Annotated in this window: 14 protein-coding genes; 8 read left to right on the top strand and 6 right to left on the bottom strand. The window is 50.3% G+C overall.

The window, feature by feature from the left end; translation table 11 throughout:
* Positions 1 to 310: 310 nt before the first annotated feature.
* On the bottom strand, positions 311 to 790 hold the full coding sequence (locus tag KK083_RS28895; protein WP_254169632.1) for a YbhB/YbcL family Raf kinase inhibitor-like protein: 480 nt from the start codon (positions 788 to 790) through the stop codon (positions 311 to 313).
* Between the two features lie 299 nt (positions 791 to 1,089).
* Positions 1,090 to 1,638, bottom strand: coding sequence for a DinB family protein (locus KK083_RS28890; RefSeq protein WP_254169631.1), 549 nt, complete (start codon positions 1,636 to 1,638; stop codon positions 1,090 to 1,092).
* A gap of 386 nt (positions 1,639 to 2,024) precedes the next feature.
* Here KK083_RS28890 and KK083_RS28885 point away from each other — a divergent pair, with 386 nt between their 5' ends.
* Positions 2,025 to 2,294 carry an HU family DNA-binding protein gene (locus KK083_RS28885; RefSeq protein WP_254169630.1) on the top strand — a complete coding sequence of 90 codons (270 nt, stop codon included), beginning with the start codon at positions 2,025 to 2,027 and terminating at the stop codon, positions 2,292 to 2,294.
* Positions 2,295 to 2,478: 184 nt separating this feature from the next.
* Complete coding sequence (locus KK083_RS28880; RefSeq protein WP_254169629.1) at positions 2,479 to 2,898, top strand: TolB-like translocation protein; 420 nt, start codon at positions 2,479 to 2,481, stop codon at positions 2,896 to 2,898.
* Between the two features lie 159 nt (positions 2,899 to 3,057).
* Here the strand turns inward: KK083_RS28880 and KK083_RS28875 are convergent, their stop codons facing one another.
* Together KK083_RS28875 and KK083_RS28870 are read right to left on the bottom strand one after the other, a co-directional pair.
* Entirely contained in the window at positions 3,058 to 5,490 is a 2,433-nt protein-coding gene (locus KK083_RS28875; protein ID WP_254169628.1) for an ABC transporter permease, read from the bottom strand.
* A 277-nt stretch (positions 5,491 to 5,767) separates the two neighbouring features.
* Positions 5,768 to 8,251: a zinc-dependent metalloprotease gene (locus KK083_RS28870; protein ID WP_254169627.1), complete on the bottom strand. Its 2,484-nt coding sequence runs from the start codon at positions 8,249 to 8,251 to the stop codon at positions 5,768 to 5,770.
* Between the two features lie 358 nt (positions 8,252 to 8,609).
* Here KK083_RS28870 and KK083_RS28865 point away from each other — a divergent pair, with 358 nt between their 5' ends.
* The 6 genes from KK083_RS28865 to KK083_RS28840 all read left to right on the top strand — a co-directional run bounded on the left by KK083_RS28865 (position 8,610) and on the right by KK083_RS28840 (position 14,781).
* On the top strand, positions 8,610 to 8,942 hold the full coding sequence (locus tag KK083_RS28865) for a PadR family transcriptional regulator (protein WP_254169626.1): 333 nt from the start codon (positions 8,610 to 8,612) through the stop codon (positions 8,940 to 8,942).
* Between the two features lie 144 nt (positions 8,943 to 9,086).
* Positions 9,087 to 11,720 carry an ABC transporter permease gene (locus KK083_RS28860; RefSeq protein ID WP_254169625.1) on the top strand — a complete coding sequence of 878 codons (2,634 nt, stop codon included), beginning with the start codon at positions 9,087 to 9,089 and terminating at the stop codon, positions 11,718 to 11,720.
* A gap of 201 nt (positions 11,721 to 11,921) precedes the next feature.
* On the top strand, positions 11,922 to 12,797 hold the full coding sequence (locus KK083_RS28855; RefSeq protein ID WP_254169624.1) for a helix-turn-helix transcriptional regulator: 876 nt from the start codon (positions 11,922 to 11,924) through the stop codon (positions 12,795 to 12,797).
* Between the two features lie 468 nt (positions 12,798 to 13,265).
* Positions 13,266 to 13,472: a hypothetical protein gene (locus KK083_RS28850; RefSeq protein WP_254169623.1), complete on the top strand. Its 207-nt coding sequence runs from the start codon at positions 13,266 to 13,268 to the stop codon at positions 13,470 to 13,472.
* 135 nt (positions 13,473 to 13,607) lie between these two features.
* Positions 13,608 to 14,111: a VOC family protein gene (locus tag KK083_RS28845; protein WP_254169622.1), complete on the top strand. Its 504-nt coding sequence runs from the start codon at positions 13,608 to 13,610 to the stop codon at positions 14,109 to 14,111.
* 172 nt (positions 14,112 to 14,283) lie between these two features.
* Positions 14,284 to 14,781, top strand: coding sequence for a hypothetical protein (locus KK083_RS28840; protein ID WP_254169621.1), 498 nt, complete (start codon positions 14,284 to 14,286; stop codon positions 14,779 to 14,781).
* Positions 14,782 to 14,877: 96 nt separating this feature from the next.
* Here KK083_RS28840 and KK083_RS28835 read toward each other — a convergent pair whose 3' ends face one another.
* Positions 14,878 to 15,468 (bottom strand): porin family protein, encoded by a 591-nt coding sequence (locus KK083_RS28835; RefSeq protein WP_254169620.1) that lies wholly within the window; start codon positions 15,466 to 15,468, stop codon positions 14,878 to 14,880.
* 44 nt (positions 15,469 to 15,512) lie between these two features.
* A complete protein-coding gene (locus KK083_RS28830) occupies positions 15,513 to 16,298 on the bottom strand; it encodes a hypothetical protein (RefSeq protein WP_254169619.1) in 786 nt (261 codons plus the stop codon).
* Positions 16,299 to 16,440 lie beyond the last annotated feature (142 nt).

Here is a 16,440-nt window from a genome sequence, read left to right as displayed (position 1 = left end):
AACCTTCAGGTATAGGTTAGGTAAATAAAAAATCCCCTGGAAGCCGTCCGGGGGATTTTGTCTTTTTAACCGGTTCCCTGGGGACAGTTTGAAGTTTCAAGTTAGAAGTTTCAAGTTATGTGGGCTTCGCTTTAGACCGCCCGAGCAATCTTTGTAAATCGGGAAAATATTTACCGACTCTCCAAATCAAATTCCATCGTTACACAGTCAGTCGACCATTCACGGTACCAACCGGCAAACCGGCAACCGGCAACCGATCTCCCCACAACTTTAAACCTTAAACCTTAAACTTTGAACTTTAAACTCCGACTCACTTCTTATGATACCACCCCATAATCTCCCCTTTCGCAAGGATGTGATTCTCCATCGCCGCTTCCAGTTTTCTTTTGTTGGAGTCCTCGTCGATGTCCAGCATACTATTGAGGGCGTAGATCCTGAAAAAATAACGGTGTGTGCCACCGGGGGGGCACGGGCCTAGATAACTGCTCTTGCCGAGACTGTTGCGGCCCTGAACGCCAGGGATGGTGTTGGCAGGGATCGACTCCTGCGGTGGGATGTTCCATACTACCCAGTGACTGAATGTTGTGAGTGTTACGTCAGGGTCTTCCATGATGATCACCAGGCTCTTGGTACCTTGCGGGATGCCCTGGATGTTGAAAGCAGGGTTCGCGTCTTCGCCATCACAAGTGAAACGTTCGGGGATCTCGCCTTCATGCTCAAAATCAGGACTTGTCACCGTCAGCGTTGAAGTTTGTAACAACGCTGAAAAAAATAAAATAAAAAGATCCATATCACGCGGCCATTATCTGCCGCATGACATACGAAAAGAATGCCCGGTAGCAGCCCACAACGGTCCACGGACGACACGCTCCTTTGATCCGTCATTCAGAGCGCTGCATGTGTGCAGGCCAAGCGGGAAGCGAAGAATCCCCCTTTTAGCGAAGTACGCTTCGAGAGACCTGCTATCGAATTAAGCACGCAGTGACTTCACGGGATCCTTCGCTCGCACATCCAACGCCACATCCTCGCTCAGGATACGGTTCCAATTGGAGAACTGCCGTGGACTGTGGACCGTCGACCGTGGACTCTTCATCGCCCATAATGTTTTTCAAGCTGCCGTAGATGTCGTTTCACATGCAGCGCGAGAAAATAGATGTACTGATAGATGTCGAGCTTGCCCAGGCTGTTCACAGACATGGTGATGCGATAAGCGATGCCCTGTCCCTGGCACAACATCTCCAGCAGGCAGAGGCACCGGTATAGCTGGTTGCGCAGCTCTTCCCGCACTTCTGCCAGTGACTGTGTACCAGTGGGCTCCATGTGCTCCGGCCGTTCCCATGAGAAGCTGTCGGGCTCGCTGATGGCGTCAAGGGCAACGCTATCGAACTGATATTGTTTTACTTCCTGCGTCAGGTCTTTTTCGCTGGCGAGCTTGAGCGCTTTTGCGCTTCCTTTCTCTATGAGCATCAGCAGGTAACGGTTGGTAAGCATCACGTGCTCCAGGATCTCTGCCGGGCACCAGCGAATGGAAGCGCGGTGCCGGAGCAAGGCTTCGTCACGATCGAACCAGCCATCGAGCACGGCAAAGGCGCTGATCAGCTCCCTGTTTATTTTAGATATCGTTATTTCTATACTCATAGGTTGTTGGCAAAAGTTTGGTCAAAAAAAAACCCGGGTGGATGCCCGGGCTTATATCTGGTATGTGTCTTTCTGATGCCAAAGTCACACCATATCCCGGGCAGAGCGATCCATTGCAAAGTTTTTGCTTTGCGGGCGCTCCTTCACGATGATAATTGCTGTGATCATGTGACAAATGTAAAACTCTTTTTTTTAAATCCCAAACTTCTTCAGCATCCGGGTTTCAAATTTCTGATACCGTTTTGAAAATCAACATCATGATTGATCGCTTTCGTCACACACCCGGAAATAGTTTATTACGGTTGAACGGAAAAAAATTTGACGCGATGAAAAAGCCTCTATATTTGCGCCCCATTAAACCATTTCATTTTTTTTAACAAACCACTATGAACAAAGCAGAATTGGTTAGCAAGATTGCTGAAGACGCTGGTATCACAAAAACACAGGCAGCTACTGCGCTCGACTCTTTCGTTGAAGGAGTTACGAAGACACTGAAGAGCGGAGACAGGGTTACGCTCGTTGGGTTCGGTACCTTCTCCGTTACGAAAAGAGCAGCCCGCAAAGGACGCAATCCTGCAACCGGCGAAACGATCAAGATCAAAGCAAAAAAAGTTGCCAAATTCAAGGCCGGCAAAGAGCTGCAAGCAAAACTATAACCAGCAACCGGTTACAAATGAAAGAAGCCCCGTGAACAACGGGGCTTTTTTTTTAACCTTTCAAAAAGTTATGCAGGTGGTGAGCCAGTGATCACAAAGTACTACCCCGCGAAAAGCTTTTGAAAGGTTTCATCCCGAAACAAACTGTTGTATTTTTGTGTACAAAATGGACTATTCCCAGATAATGATCCCTCTGTTTGCTGCGCCGGTTCAGGAGCCGCCGGTAAAGACAAAACCATCGGTAGACATCGACACGCTGCAAGCGATCGACGCCGAAACCCTGGAAGATTCCTACGTCTATGTGCACTGCTACTTCGAAAATAAGCACAAGGATATGCTCATCCGCATCTGGCGCACCACCTATCTTGTAGACCGTGCCTCAGGCGCCCGCTCCAGGCTTGTGCATGCCGAGAACATTTCCTTCGCCCCGGTCTGGACGCAGATTCCCGATGGTAAAACCTATTCTTTCCTGCTGATCTTCTCCGCGTTGCCCAAATCATGCAAGCTGTTCGACCTGATCGAAGACATCCCGCAGGCCGGAGGTTTCTTCATCGAGAACATCGCGAGGAACCAGACTGATGTTTATCATATCGATCTGAAATGAACAGTTGACAGTTGACAAATTCCGATAGCAGGCTATCGGGCCAGTTGACAACATGCGGAGCTCGCTTTCAAGACTCTGTTCTGTTCTAAGATCGGCAGCATGCTCGTAAAAACCGCGCCCCAAATTTTGTCAATTGCTATTTTGTCAACTGTCAACTGGTCATTCGCTTCGCAGTGAGCTCACCGGATTAGCCAATGATGCCTTCACGGCCTGGTAGCCAATGGTAAGCGCTACGATCACCACCACCATCACAAAGCTCATCACATAAGTGATCGCGTCGATAGACGTGTGATAGGTGAAGTTCTCCAGCCATTGTTTCATGAGGTAGTACGAGGCAGGAATAGCCAGCACAAATCCCGTTACCAACAGCCAGGCAAAATCGCGGTAGATCAATTGCAGAATATTACCAACGCTGGCGCCCAGCACTTTTCTAACGCCGATCTCTTTCACCTTGCGCTGCACCACGAACAACACAAGCCCATAGACGCCAAGGCATGAGATGAGAATGGCGATGCCGGCGAAGGTCTGAATAATGGTGCCGAAGTTCTGAAAGTTCTGATATTGACTGTTGAGCTGCTCATCGAGGAACGTGAACTGGAAGGTTTTTTCCGGGAACATCTTGTTCCACTCCGCCTCGATCTTGTCAATGGTAGGCTGCACATTCTCGTTATCGAATTTTACAGACAACACGTTGAACTGGTTCGGGTTCATCTCGATCACCATGGCCGACACAGGCGTTGTGAGCGAAGTAAAGTTAAAGTCTTTGATCACGCCGATGATACGTCCCTCCTTCCCTTCCCGTACCAGTTTTTTGCCCAGCGCTTTTTCGGGCGTCTCCCAGTTCCACGCTTTCACGGCAGTTTCATTAACGATGAAAGCCTCTGCCCTGTCTGTGCCGTGCTCCTTGCTGAAAGGTCTTCCTGCCTGCATCTCCATGCCATAGGTCTCCAGGAAATTATAGTCGACCGACATGTTGGCAATGAACATATTATCCTGCTGCGTGAATCCTTCCGGTATGGTGCCCCTGAACACAGCTCCCAGTCCTGGTGCGTTAGACGACAGTGTTGTTCCTTTAACGCCAGTATGGGTCTCCACGGCATCGCGGAAGCTTTGCAACCTCAGCCAGAACGTCGAGTCGTTCTGCCTGAAAATACCATTGAGGTTCTGGCTGAACAACGGGATATTGATGGTCTGCTCCTTCTGGAATCCCAGGGGCCTGCTGCTGAGGAAATTCAGTTGTTTCACAATGAGCAGAGAACCCGAGAGCAGCATGCAGGCAATGGCAAGCTGGAACACCACCAGCGCGCGCCGCAGCAACTGGCTGCCTGTACGCGAAGCTTCGCCCTTCAGCGCGTTAATGGAATTGAAACGTGTAACAAAATAAGCCGGGTATCCGCCTGCCAGCAGCGTGATGCCGGTGACCAGGATCACGGAGGCCATCAACATGCTGTTGTCTACAACGTCTGTAAACACGAGCGTTTTATTGGTGAGGTCGTTCAGCAATGGCAGCGCTGCGTAGAACACAGCAAACGATAACAGCAGCGCGATCAGGCAAAACAAAAAGCTCTCGGCGATGAACTGGAAGATCAGCTGGTATTTCATGGAACCCAGTATCTTGCGGATGCCGATCTCTTTGATCCTAGTGAATGACTGCGCTGTGCTGAGGTTGATGTAGTTGATGCTGGCGATCACCAGCGTGAGGATCCCCACCCCCACAAAGATGAAGAGGTTGGTCATGGAGTTGGTTGGGGTCGGCTCCACCAGCAGGGTACTTTTCAAATGAATGTCGGTGAGCGGCATCAGCGTGAATACCTGGCCTACCAGCAGGTTGGGCTGCGCATATTTTTTGAGGAATGCATCCATGTTCCTGTCCACTTCCGTGGGATCGGCGCCGGGTTTCAGCAGCACATACGTATAGGAGTGGCTGATCACAAAGTTGATGGCGAGGTTGTTGCGCAAGGCCTGTGCGGCCTGATCACTTTCCAGGTCGAACATGTTCTCGTAGGGTACCAGCATGTTGAACCGGATGTGTGAGTTCTCCGGAAAGTTCTTCACCACCCCGATCACCTTAAAAGAGTGTTTTCCTGAGAACAAGAGCACCTCTCCCAGCGGGTCTTTGTCGCCAAAATACTTGCGGGCCATTTCTTCGGTGATCAGCACGGTGAACTTATCAACCAGCGCCCGGTCCGGGTTGCCGCTGACAAAATCGAACGTGAGCAGCTTCATGATGGCCGAGTCAGCGAAGAATACGTTGGTCTCCTCAAACGCCTCCGCCGCATCCGGACGTGTGACGCTCACGTTGCGTCCATACATGCGCGCGGCCTCTTCCACGCCGGGAAAGAACTCTTTCATCAGTGGCGCGATGGGTGGTGGTGTTGAAGCCAGCGCGAGACCGTTGGGCGCCACATATTTGATCCGGTATAAACGGTCTGCTTTTTCATGAAACTTGTCGTAGCTGACCTCCGAGCGCACGTAGGCGAGGATCAGCAGCGCGAGCGCAAGCCCCGTGGTGAGTCCCAGGAAATTGATGAGCGAGTAGGCCTTGTATTTCAGAATATTGCGGCCAGCGGTCTTGAAGAAGTTTTTCAGCATAAGCAGTCCCGTAAATGTTTGCTGAGTTTACGAATTTCAACTCTTACCGCAGCAAAAATTTACGGGAAAATGAGAATGACCGTGTTCAGTGGCGAGGCATGGGTGGCGGGTCACGTAAAATGAGGGAGCGTTAATAGTTGACAGTTGACAAATTCCGATAGCAGGCTATCGGCGCAGTTGACAACGTGCGGAGCCGGCTTCCAAGGCCCTGTTTTGTTCTAAGATCGGCAGCATGCTCGTGAAAACCGTGCTCCAAATTTTGTCAACTGCCCATTTGTCAATTGTCAACTGACTGTGCCAGCTTCTCTTCCATAAACTTCAGGTGATAGACCGTGATCGGATCTTTGGTCCTGGAGATAGCTTTTTTGATGAGGCCGTGAATCTCCTGCAATTTCACGCGGATGATAGGGCCAACGTCCCTGTAATCTTTGCCGGCTTTTTCAGACAGCTCGATAAGCCTGTCGAGATAGGTGCGTTGCAGGTTCCTCCTGTAAATGTCAACCGGGCTATACGTCTTAAGCTCTTTCCACATGGCTTCGTCGATGTCGTTGAAATAATCGATGAGGCGGTAGGCCCTGTCACCATACATGGCTTCTGACACCGACAGCTTGCTCAGCGTGTTGGTGCTCAGCAGGTGTCGCAGCACCATGTCCTGCGATTTGCCAACGGTCTGGGTGGGTGATTCGCCGGTACGTGCCAGCACCATGGTATCCAGCAGCCACGTAGGGGTAGCGAAGATGTTCCGCTTCAGGAACTCCATAGCCTCCTTCTGCGATTCAACGGCTACCATCTGGAAAACGGGACCTGCCTGCGCCGGCGACTTGGGGGTTTCATAAATACCGCCGATGTTGGTGAGCACGTGGCCCAGGTAATAATCGAACTGGTTGGTAACGCCGTTGTAGATCTCCGTAAGGTCTTTGTAGCCGTCGTTTTCCTGGTAGGTCCAGGTGAGCAGGTTGCCCATCACACGTTTCAGGTTCTTGATGCCATATTCGCTGGCCTGCATGGCGTTGCTGCCGATGTCTTCTGTCTGTGTGCGTGGATCGTCGGTGGTGAGCTCCGATCCGTACCAGAGGCTTTTGTTCTCCTGCTTCTCGGTCACCCATTTGTTGAGCACAGCAATTTCTTCCTCCGGTTGCAGGTCCGGGTACCAACGGTATCCCCACTCGATGGCCCAGAGGTCATATTCGCCGATGCGGGAAATGAGACCACGTTCACTCACGCTGTCTTCCGGTTGAGCAACATAGTTGAACCTGGCGTAGTCCATGATAGAGGGGGTATGGCCATGTTCTTCAAGCCATTCGCGGTCGCGCAGCTTTTCTACGGGCACCGTGGAGCTTGCGCCGAAGTTGTGCGTAAGCCCCAGGGAGTGGCCTACCTCATGTGCCGCCACCGAACGAATGAGCTCTCCCATCAGCGCATCGTCAAATTTCATTTTGCGGGCGCGCGGATCTGAAGGCGCACACTGAATGAAATACCAGTTGCGCAGGATAGACATCAGGTTATGATACCAGTTGATGTGGCTTTCCAGGATCTCGCCACTGCGCGGGTCAGTAATGATGGGGCCTGCCGCGTTGGCGATGGACGAAGGCTTGTATACGATGGCCGAGTGACGCGCATCCTCGAGGCTCCAGTTCAGTTTTTCAGCACCCGCCGGCGCCTGTTTTGCCTGGATAGCATTTTTGAAACCAGCGCGTTCAAACGCTACCTGCCAGTCTTCAATACCTTTGATGAGATAAGGCACCCATTTCTTAGGCGTTGCCGGATCGATGTAGTATACGATAGGACGGGCCGGCTCAACCAGCTCTCCTTTTTTATAACGCTCCATGTCTTCCGGCTTCGGCTCGAGCCTGTAGCGCTTGATGTAGTTCACCACCTTTACGCCCTGGGGGTTGGCGTTGTAATCGGTATAACGCTCGGTGAAGTAGCCCACGCGCCGGTCAGCGAAACGTTTTCGCATCGGCTTCTCCGGCAATAATACAATGGACGTATTCAGCTCCAACGTGAACGGCTCACCGGAAGAGGTCAGGTTGTAGGTCTTGATGGTGCGCAGCTCCACATTCATGGGGAAAGAGTCTACATCCTTGATATAGCACATGTTTCGCAGAAGGCCTCCCACGTGCATCGACTTCTTGGTAGACGAATTGAAGAAAAGAATATCATTGTCGCCGTTGATGTAGTCTGTGACCTCGATCACACTGGCCTTACCGTAGGGGCTGTACGCGCCAATGCCGAAAGCGGCTACCAACGGCTGAAGGTTGGACCTTACCACCGCAGCATACATAGCGTTGGATGTATCGCCGGCGTGATCCTGATACGTGATGCGGCGAAGGAACAGTTTATGGCCAGGGCCTTTTTCAAAACGAATGATGGTGCTGCCGATCTGATCGCCCGCGTAACCGGTATAGCCAGGCCTCACACCCGCAGCGCCCTGTGCAATGCGGCCCACCACCAGCAGGTCTCTGCCGAGCAGGCTATCGGGGATCTCGAAATAAAATTTATCTTCCACCTTGTGAACGGTGAACAATCCCTTGCGGCTCACAGCTTTGTTCCGCAGCAGGTTATAATAATTGCGCGGCGCAGAAAGCTGATCGTTTCCGGCAGGCACCGAAGAAGGTGTTTCGTTCTTGATCGTATCGTGCTTCGTTGTGTCAGACCTGAGCAGCGGCAACGACTCAAGTGTCTGCGCCCGCAGGTTTAACGAAACCAAAACAATGGAACTTAAAAAGAAAATGAATCTGCTGCACATCCTCAACTTCATGCTTGTTATGTTTTGCTTTTCAATGTATTTGAGATCCCGGCAAGAGCCCGTCAGCGATCTAAAAAGTCCAGGTTTAAGAAGCACGCTGATCGTTACACAAAGGTAACGCATTCGTGTTTTTCAAAGTGCATCAAAAAACATGCAATCATCTTTTAAAAAGTACATAATCTGCTGCTTGCACGCAGAGAAAAAATTTCTACACGTCTGGTGCAAGTGTTAAGATCAACGTCTGTGCATAGGTCACGTGTGTCTCCCTCGTGATCACAGGAATAACGTAACTGTGGTGAAAATAAACACTCACATTTGTATGTATAATCGTTATTTTACATACATTTGATAAATAAATACGCTTTGGTTTATGAAAGGCACCAATATCGGAGAATTTGAAGAGCTGGTTCTGCTCACTACTGCCGCTTTGGTAAATGAAGCGTATAGTGTTGCCATCTGTGACGAGCTGGAAAAGCATACCGGCCGTCAGGCGAAGCTTGGTGTGGTGCATGCTGTATTGAACCGGCTGGAAGAAAAAGGGCTGGTGAAAAGCAAGCTGGGCGAAGCCACCAATGTACGGGGCGGAAAACGGAAACGATATTACACGGTGACCAGCGCCGGCAAGGCTGCACTGATCAGAGCGAAAGAAGTCAGGGACCAGCTGTGGAGCATTATTCCGGAGATGGTTTTGAAGAGAACCTAACTTTAGAAAAGAAGTAAGGAGCCAGGAGTAAGGAGTAAGTACGAGGGACGAGGTACGAAGTACGATTTTGTGCTGGCGCACTAGCTACGATCGAGGCGCCACGTACCACGTACTTCGTATTTCGTACCTGATATCATATAAGAAATGAAACGTCATAAGATACTGGCACCACCGAAGTGGGCGCAGCGGGTGCTGGAGTGGTATTGCCGGCCAGAGCTGGCGGAAGACCTGCAGGGTGATCTGAATGAATATTTCTACCGGAACTGCGAAACGAAAGGTGTGCGTTGGGCGAAGCTCAATTATATCGTCGACGTGTTCAAGTTCGTCAGGATCTATACGATACGAAAACCGGAGTTCATCAACTTTCTAATCCATTGGCTTATGCTGGGAAGCTACATCAAAACATCTGGGCGCAGTATGATGCGCAACAAGTTATTTTCATTCATCAACATCGTGGGGCTGGCCATCAGCATGTCGGTGGGACTGCTGATGATCGCTTTTCTGAGCGACCTTCTCTCCTACGACAAATTTCACGTTAACCACAACCGCATCTACCGCGTGTGCGACACTTACCAAAACCTGGACCAGAAACCGATACGACTCGCCTCCACCTCCGTGAAGGCCGGCTTGCGGATCCAGGAAGACAAGACGGGTATTGATGAGATGGTGCTCATGCGCAATGGCTTTGGCGGCGATGCCCGCTCGGGAAACCAGGTTGTTCCTGTCGGTGGACTGTGGGCCTCTGAATCGTTCTTCAAGGTCTTCACCTTCCCGTTGCTGCAGGGCAATGCTGCAACGGCGCTCCGCGAACCTTATTCCATTGTACTCACCGAAAAAACAGCGAAGAAAATATTCGGCGATGCCAATGCGCTGGGCCAGACCATTCTGTTCGATACCACGGCCTACGCTGTTACGGGCGTGATGAAAGACATTCCCGCGCTCTCGCACATGCACTTCGAGATGCTGGTCTCCTTTAGCACGTTTGAGCTTCCCACCCACCATGCTGCCCATGACATGAAGTGGGAGCACGTCTGGTCGAATTATGTCTATGTGGTGTTACCGGAAGGGAGCGATCCTGAAGCGTTGCAGCGCAGGCTCGACAAGATCAGTGCAGAAGAGAATGCGGCGCTGGCGCACACCAAAATAAAGCTGTGGCTGCAGCCCATGAACAATATTGTGCTGGGCGAAGATCTCTCCAACCAGATCGGTCCCACCATGGTGGCTGCCGTTCCGTGGGTTATCGGCATATTGTCATTTGTGGTCATCCTTTCGGCCTGTTTCAATTACACCAACCTGTCTATTGCGCGGTCACTACGCCGTTCACGTGAAGTGGGTATCCGCAAAGTGATCGGTGCCTTGAAGATCCATGTGCTGGGTCAGTTCATCGCAGAGGCTTTGATCATTTCATTGCTCGCGCTGGTGATTGCCTTCGGTATCTTTCTGTTGCTGCGACCACAGTTCATGTCCATCGCGCCTGAGCTGGCCAACATCGTAAGGCTCGATCTGTCACCCCGGATCATCGCGTACTTCCTGTTGCTGGCCGTGGCTGTGGGCATCAGCGCCGGCTTCCTGCCTGCCCTCTTCTTCTCGCGCATCAATGCCGTTTATGTTTTGAAGCAGACCGCGGGTGTCAAGATCTTCCGAAACGTCAGTCTCAGGAAAGCGCTCATCGTGATGCAATATGTTTTTTCACTTGCCTTTATCGCAGCCACCATCATCGGCTACAGGCAGTACCGTCATTTTCTCACATTCGACCTTGGCTTTAAAACAGAAAATATCCTCAACATCAAGCTCGGGAAAAATAATGCAGACCTGCTGGCAAAGGAGCTGAAAGAGCTTCCCGAGATAACCAACCTTTCAAGGTCACTGATGATCACCAGTGTGGGAAGCTATTATGGCGAAAATGTGAAGTATACCGATCCGCTTGATTCTGCCCTTGTATATTATAACAGTATCGACGAACAGTACCTGCCCATCCATGGTCACCGGCTTCTGGCAGGAAGAAATTTTACGGCCAAAGCTCCTGACGCAGAAGAGACCGAGATCATCATCAACGAGCAGGTTATGAAACGATTCAACATTGGGGGCAACAATCCTGCAAAAGCGGTTGGCGATTTTATCACTTTCCATGGCAAGAAGCTGCAGATCATCGGTGTTCTCAAAGACTTTCACTACGGAAAGGTCGACAGCGAAATATCTCCCGTGTGCTTCCGATACTACACTGGCGGGAAAGGAAGGAATGGTTATATCAACGCCGGCATTTCTACGACAGACCTGCCCGCCACCATGGATAAAATTGAAAAAGCATGGAAGAAGATCGACCCTGTACACCCCATGGAAGCTGTGTTCTACGACGACCAGATCGAAAAGGCTTACAGCGAGTTTTCGGCCATGATAAAGATCATCGGTTTTCTCTCCTTCCTGGCGATCTCCATTGCCTCGATGGGACTGCTCGGAATGGTTGTATTCACCACCGAGACCCGCCTGCGTGAGGTCAGCATCCGCAAAGTGCTCGGCGCCACAGAAGGGCATCTGATCTATTTGCTGAGCCGGGGCTTTCTGCTGTTGCTGGCGGTCTCAGCACTGATCGCACTACCCGCTACGTATTACCTTTTCGACCAGGTGTTCCTCAGCGATATTGTTCACCGTGCCCCTATTGGTATCAGCGAGCTGCTGTTGAGCATCGCGGTGGTGATGGGTGTTGCCCTTCTCATGATCGGCTCACAAACCCTGAGGGTGGCGAGAAGTAATCCGGCGGATGTTCTGAAAAATGAGTAGGAGTCAGACTTTAGGAGTCAGAGGCCGAGAATGGAAGAATAAGAAAAGAAGTAAGGAGTAAGAATTAAGGAGTAGGGAGCGTACCGTCCAATGTTGTGGAGATTCGGCTACAGGAGACGGATACAGATAATTTTTATCCGCGAAACGTAACTGGTTTTGGCGTTAAGTTCGGAAATTGAAGTAATCCAAATTCCAAACGCCATGAATTTCAACACGCTCACGTTCACTTTTCCTCTGGGCTACCCGGAGACGGACCATGGCATCATGCACTATTGCTTCCGTGTTTTTGATGCCGGCACTGAAGTTCATTCAACACCGCACGGCGAATTCCTGGGAATCGTATTCAACCTTCACAACGAGTTCTCTTACAGGATCAAAGATCTTTTTGAAGGATCGATCGCCAGGAATCAATATAATTTCGTGTATGTGCCGCAGTCGTCATTCGAGATCACGGTACAGAAGGGAAGCCACGCCGTATTCTGCATCGAGTTCACGCCTGCTTACCTGAAGCTGGTGTCAGCTAACTTTCCGATGCTGAGGCAATTCCTTTGCAAGGTCGAGCAGAAGATCCCTTCGATCATGAACGACATCCACTTCAACATCACACCAGAGATGCGCGAGAAGATCAACGACGTGCTGCATACACGGTTCAATGGTCCGCTGCGGGAAGATTTTCTGAAGATCAAGGCTGTTGATATCCTCATCCGCTGCCTGGAGCACAGCCAGCGACATTTTCATACGGGACTACACAAGGCCGATATCGAAAAAATAAAGCACGTGCATACCCGGCTCCTGAGCGACATCCGGAACGCTTGCACGGTTGGCCTGCTGGCCGATGAAGCCGGCATCGATGAACGCAAGCTGGAGCGTGGCTTCAAGATCCTCTATGGTGCCACCGTGTATCACTTCCTGCTGAACGAACGTATGAAAAAAGCGGTGGCCCTGCTTCGTGATACCCTGGCTCCTATCGACCAGATCGCCTTTTCTGTAGGCTATAATAAGGTTCGTGGCTTTTCAGACACCTTCAAAAGAAGGTATGGCTACACCCCTGCCATGCTGCGCAAAAAAGACGATTGATAATATCCCCTCGACGCATAGGGATTAGGTTCTGAGAACGTCTGTTTGAAATTATCGTGGTTAAACAAATATTTTACCGGCCATGACTTGCTGTTGCCGCTTTTATGCTATATTCGTCTCAGCAAGATTGGAGTTTTACTTTAGAGAGGGTCTTTTCTTCAGTCTTGCCAAACCCTGTAGCAATACAGGGTTTTTGTTTTTTCAAACCCGCAGTTTTCTGCATGTTTATTTACCTGCTCACCGCCCATTAACCTGTACGAACATCCAATAAGCGTACGGCTCTTCTCCCTACTTCCTTCAAAGTCAACCTAGTACAAACTGAAACACCACCTCCGAACGAAGGCCTCCTGGCTCCTTACTCCTGGCTCCCGACTTCTTTTCAAATGCTGTTTTCTGCCGTCTTTACTGCCAAAATTTCAAACGTTTGCAGGTACGCCTTTTTAAGTATACTGTCTAAAATCAAAACTTATGAAAGAGGTATATTACAAAGGCAAGCCGTATGAATTTAAAGTGATCGATCTGAAAGGAAAACGCCAGTTCCAGCTTTATGAAAATGGCTCTTTAAAGCATTCAGTAGCAGAAAATGAACTGGATGTAAAAACGATCGTGAGCCTGATCCTGGATGCGTATTACCGCAATGTAAAGTCCACAACAAAATCGGAAGCGGTTCATTAAAAATGCTTGTAGATGGATTTCTACAAGCATCGTTTGGATCGGGAATCGAAGTTGGCGGGCATTCCATGAAGAAGATGATGTGAAAATTTTTACTGTGCGTGATGTGGTTTATTTTAGATCAATATAGACCAAATCATGACTGATAAACATTATGTCATTCCCGCTCAGACCAGAATCGGCCACGTTCATTTAAAAGTGTCTGATCTGAAACGTTCACTTGATTTTTATTGTGGCCTGCTGGGATTCGAGCTGATGCAGATGTATGGTGAACAAGCCGCCTTCATTTCAGCAGGTGGCTACCATCATCACATCGGGCTCAACACGTGGTACAGCAAGGGTGCGCCCGCGGCCGATAAACATTCAGTAGGCCTCTTTCATACGGCCATTGTATATCCTACAAGGAAAGACCTTGCGCACATCTTCGACCGCCTGCGCAAAGCCGGGTATCCGCTTACGGGTGCCTCCGATCACGGCGTCTCCGAAGCCCTGTATCTTGACGATCCCGATCACAATGGTGTGGAGCTTTATTGGGACCGTCCCCAATCAAGCTGGCCCAGGCTTGAAGATGGTTCGATAGAAATGTTCACCAGACCTTTGGCCCTGGAGAGCTTGCTGGCAGAGCTAAAGCCCCAGCAGTAAATCAGGCATCGGGAATTGGTCACCATGCATGACTCGGTTTTCGATTCTAAGTCCCAATGCCCGATTTCCCAATACTAACAAATACTGGCCTCAGCAGCTGAATTAAAATTGGCATTTGATTTTTTGTTAAAGGGTAAGGTGTAAATGCACCGACACTTAAATCAAATTGCTCATGAATCAGCGTTTAACATCTGCTATAGGAGGGCTTGCCGGTGCGTGTGCGCTTACTGCCCTGAACGAAGGCGCAAAAAGAATTAACAAAAATGCCCCGCGGCTCGACGTGCTCGGCATGAATGCCGTAGCCAGACTGGTGAAAGGAGGCGGCCTCGGATCTACCATCACCAAAGGTAAAATGATGCCTGCTTCGCTTGCCGGAGATCTGATCAGCAACTCACTCTATTTCGGTATGGCCGGGGCCAGTGGCAAAAAACAAACACTGCTTCGTGGCGCGTTGCTTGGCCTGGGCGCAGGCCTCGGTGCCCTCACGCTCGCTAAACCACTTGGGCTCGACGAGCGCGTTGTCTCCGCGACACCAACAACAAAAGCTTTGACCGTAGCGTGGTATGTGATCGGTGGTCTTGTGGCGGGGGCGGTGATCAATATGTTGGGGAATCAGAAGCCAGAAGTCAGGAGCCAGGAGTCAGAAGGAGGAGTCAGAATTAAGGAGTAAGGAGTAAGTAGCAGTAGATAAAGGCAGGAGACTTGAAGCTAAGACACAAGTCTCTTGTCTCAAATCTCATGTCTCATATCTGATCCCGATCGGGACTCACATCTCAAATTTAAACAGTTTGTATCCGAGGGAGAGTTGGAGTACGCGGTTTTGGTAGCGGATCTTTTCGCCCTGGGTTGACGGTGGTGTGTCTTCGATCACGCTGGAGATACCGGCGTTGAATCTGAGGCCGAGGGTCATGCGGGAGAAAATGGTGTATTGAAGTCCCATGTCCAGTCCCAGATCGATCTTATTGTTCCAGATGTTACCCACATTTCCATACTTGGATGTTGCCGCAACGAGGTAACCGAGCTCAGGCCCTGCTTCCGCGATCAGCTTGTCGGCAATGGCGTACCGCACCAGCAATGGAAGCACAACATAGTGAAGGTTGATATTGGTGACAGCGTGAACGCCTTTGTTCGAATATTGCAGCTCGGCGGCGAGGCTTGTGCGGGTACCGATGTCAGCAACAGCAAAAATGCCTGCGTGAAATCCTGCCTTGAGGTTGTACCCTGATTCTGCATCCGGATCGATCAGGTTGTTGATGACCACATCGGAGAGATTCAAACCTCCTTTGATGCCCGTCGATATTTGTGCCGTTGCACACGCGGCCACCCAAAGAAGCGCCAAAAGCAGGATCCCTTTCATCACAACAGCAAAGTACCACTATTTTTTTGAAACCGGCCCAGGCATTACCCTGAGTCGCGGTCTTTATTTCTGCGGTTCTTTTTCTGTAACTTGTTTTTCTTCTTGTCGTCAGATTTATTTTTGGCCTGCTCATCCGAGCGCTGCTGCGCATTCACTTGCTGTTTGTTTTCACGTTGTGTTTGCTTCGACAGGGTTTTCTGTGGCTGTTCTTCCTGTTTCCTGATCTTAGTATTAGTGCCAGTGTTGATATTCCTTTCGCCCCTGTTCTTCTGCGACAGGTTCATGTTAGCCGGAACCTCCGCTCCTGCCATGTTATACGTGGCGCGCTGAACACTGTTGGTACCATCACGGCCACGCCCGTTGTCTTTTGAAAGAACACTTGGCGAACCGCTCTCGCTGGTGGTGCGCTGTATCACTGCTGGCGTGTTGCTCTTCTCTGCGTTCTCACTGCCGGTATTTGCGCCGCTGTTATTGTTACTGCCATTGGCGTTACCACCTTTATTAGCACTAGTACTATTACCGGTATCAGAATTACCATCATTGCTACCCTTACTACCCAGGTTTTCTTCAGGTGTCGGCTGATTGGAATCTTCACTATCAATTGCCGGCTGTTGGTCTCCTTTCTGCTGGCCAGCGGCATTCGTGGCTTTGGGTACCTCGCCCTTGTCATCTTTCACCTCATTCCCGGAGCGAAAGCCACCCATCGATCGCGATCTTTCCTGCGCCGCTTTTTTTTCCGCTGCTTCTCTCCGCTCCCTGCCCGACTGCTGTGCAAATGCAAATGTTCCCGCCAGCAGCAATACCATTATAATCGACATGATCTTCTTCATACTTTTGTTCTTTAGTCCTGTCCTACCACCATAAACACAATGCCAACCATGGTTTGAAACCCATGGCAATTGATATCCAGCACCGAATCTTCTACACATGGATGGGCATTCCCTCCTTACTACCAGTCTCTAAAACACAACT

The sequence above is a fragment of the Chryseosolibacter histidinae genome (genome assembly GCF_018598225.1).
In the GTDB taxonomy this organism is placed as follows: Bacteria; Bacteroidota; Bacteroidia; order Cytophagales; family Cyclobacteriaceae; genus Chryseosolibacter; species Chryseosolibacter histidini.
Note: the sequence above shows the minus strand (reverse complement) of the source record. Positions and strands in the feature narration are given on the sequence as shown.

What these genes read in the sequence shown, in the direction of transcription:
- KK083_RS28845 (WP_254169622.1), top strand. Translation starts at nt 13,608, where the DNA reads ATGACTGATAAACATTATGTCATTCCCGCTCAGACCAGAATCGGCCAC.
- KK083_RS28840 (WP_254169621.1), top strand. Translation starts at nt 14,284, where the DNA reads ATGAATCAGCGTTTAACATCTGCTATAGGAGGGCTTGCCGGTGCGTGT.
- KK083_RS28895 (WP_254169632.1), bottom strand. Translation starts at nt 790, where the DNA reads ATGGATCTTTTTATTTTATTTTTTTCAGCGTTGTTACAAACTTCAACG.
- KK083_RS28860 (WP_254169625.1), top strand. Translation starts at nt 9,087, where the DNA reads ATGAAACGTCATAAGATACTGGCACCACCGAAGTGGGCGCAGCGGGTG.
- KK083_RS28885 (WP_254169630.1), top strand. Translation starts at nt 2,025, where the DNA reads ATGAACAAAGCAGAATTGGTTAGCAAGATTGCTGAAGACGCTGGTATC.
- KK083_RS28835 (WP_254169620.1), bottom strand. Translation starts at nt 15,468, where the DNA reads ATGAAAGGGATCCTGCTTTTGGCGCTTCTTTGGGTGGCCGCGTGTGCA.
- KK083_RS28830 (WP_254169619.1), bottom strand. Translation starts at nt 16,298, where the DNA reads ATGAAGAAGATCATGTCGATTATAATGGTATTGCTGCTGGCGGGAACA.
- KK083_RS28880 (WP_254169629.1), top strand. Translation starts at nt 2,479, where the DNA reads ATGATCCCTCTGTTTGCTGCGCCGGTTCAGGAGCCGCCGGTAAAGACA.
- KK083_RS28890 (WP_254169631.1), bottom strand. Translation starts at nt 1,638, where the DNA reads ATGAGTATAGAAATAACGATATCTAAAATAAACAGGGAGCTGATCAGC.
- KK083_RS28865 (WP_254169626.1), top strand. Translation starts at nt 8,610, where the DNA reads ATGAAAGGCACCAATATCGGAGAATTTGAAGAGCTGGTTCTGCTCACT.
- KK083_RS28850 (WP_254169623.1), top strand. Translation starts at nt 13,266, where the DNA reads ATGAAAGAGGTATATTACAAAGGCAAGCCGTATGAATTTAAAGTGATC.
- KK083_RS28870 (WP_254169627.1), bottom strand. Translation starts at nt 8,251, where the DNA reads ATGAAGTTGAGGATGTGCAGCAGATTCATTTTCTTTTTAAGTTCCATT.
- KK083_RS28855 (WP_254169624.1), top strand. Translation starts at nt 11,922, where the DNA reads ATGAATTTCAACACGCTCACGTTCACTTTTCCTCTGGGCTACCCGGAG.
- KK083_RS28875 (WP_254169628.1), bottom strand. Translation starts at nt 5,490, where the DNA reads ATGCTGAAAAACTTCTTCAAGACCGCTGGCCGCAATATTCTGAAATAC.